This window comes from Polaromonas sp., from assembly GCF_018780625.1.
Classification (GTDB): Bacteria; Pseudomonadota; Gammaproteobacteria; order Burkholderiales; family Burkholderiaceae_C; genus Polaromonas.
Map to the genome: position 1 here is coordinate 20230 of NZ_JADMJK010000246.1, position 1475 is coordinate 21704.

The window sequence follows — 1475 nt, forward strand, 5'->3', positions numbered from 1 at the left end:
CTTGCGCGGCTTCCATGATGGCCTGGATCTGCTCCAGGTTGTTGACATTGAAGGCAGGCACGCCGTAGCCGTTTTCGGCGGCGTGGTCCAGCATTTGACGCAGAGAAATAAAGGCCATGAAAAGATCCTCGGGTTATGAATGAAAAGTGGCTCTTGTCCATATGGGCATTACGCCAGAAGCTATGCTTTTAGTAGAAAATCAAAGGCTGCTGGGCTCGGCGCGCTTTTGCAAAATCTCGAATGCGGGCAGGGTTTTGCCTTCCAGCACTTCCAGAAAAGCCCCGCCGCCGGTGGAGATGTAGCCCACCTGGCTTTCGATACCGTACTTGGCGATGGCCGCCAGCGTGTCGCCGCCCCCGGCAATGCTGAAGGCGCTGGATTCGGCAATGGCTTTGGCGATTTGCCGGGTACCGTTTTCAAACGCGTCGAATTCGAACACGCCCACCGGCCCGTTCCAGACAATCGTGCCCGCCCGCTTGAGTTGCGCGGCCAGCTTTTGGGCCGTTTCCGGACCGATGTCCAGAATCAGGTCGTCGTCTTCCACCTCGCTCGCGGCCTTCACCGTGGCGATGGCGTCGGCACTGAAGGTTTTGGCGCAGACCACGTCGGTCGGAATCGGCACCTCGGCGCCGCGGGCTTTCATGGCCTCGATCACGGCCCTGGCCTCGCCCACCAAGCCCGGCTCGGCCAGGCTTTTGCCGATGTTCAGGCCCGCTGCCAGCATGAAGGTGTTGGCAATGCCGCCGCCCACAATCAGCTGGTCCACATTTTTGGCCAGGCTTTGAAGGATGCTGAGCTTGGAGCTGACTTTGGAGCCGCCCACAATCGCCACCAAAGGCCGCTTGGGGTTGGCCAGGGCTTGGCTGATGGCATCAATTTCGGCCGACAACAGCGGCCCGGCGCAGGCGATGGGCGCGTATTGGGCTATGCCGTAGGTGCTGGCTTCGGCGCGGTGGGCGGTGCCAAACGCGTCGTGCACAAAGACATCGCACAAGGCGGCAAGTTTGCGGGCGAGTTCCTCGCTGTTTTTTTTCTCGCCAACGTTGAGGCGGCAGTTTTCCAGCAGCACGACCTGGCCCGGTTCAAGCGGGACACCCTCGACCCAGTTGGAGACCAGCGGCACGTCACGGCCAAGCAGTTCGCCCAGGCGTTTGGCCACCGGCGCCAGCGAATCTTCGGGCTTGAATGCGCCTTCAGTGGGCCGACCCAGATGGCTGGTGACCATCACCGCCGCACCTGCGTCCAGCGCCATCCGGATGCAGGGCACGCTGGCGCGAATGCGGGTGTCTTCGGTGATATTGCCTGCCGCGTCTTGCGGCACGTTCAGGTCGGCGCGGATGAAGACGCGCTTGTTGGCGGCAAAGCCGCTTTTCACCACATCGGCAAAACGCAGGACTTTCACAGCTTGCCTCCGACCACGCGCGCCATCTCCAGGCACTTGTTCGAATAACCCCATTCGTTGTCGTACCAGGCGA

Annotated in this window: 2 protein-coding genes; both read right to left on the reverse strand. The window is 61.4% G+C overall.

Annotation, left to right across the window (positions count from 1 at the left end; all coding sequences use genetic code 11):
- A partial coding sequence (locus IV091_RS17545; protein WP_293470629.1) for a class II fructose-bisphosphate aldolase occupies positions 1 to 118 on the reverse strand: 118 nt, incomplete at its 3' end.
- Positions 119 to 199: 81 nt separating this feature from the next.
- Positions 200 to 1402 (reverse strand): phosphoglycerate kinase, encoded by a 1203-nt coding sequence (locus IV091_RS17550; protein ID WP_293470622.1) that lies wholly within the window; start codon positions 1400 to 1402, stop codon positions 200 to 202.
- Positions 1403 to 1475 lie beyond the last annotated feature (73 nt).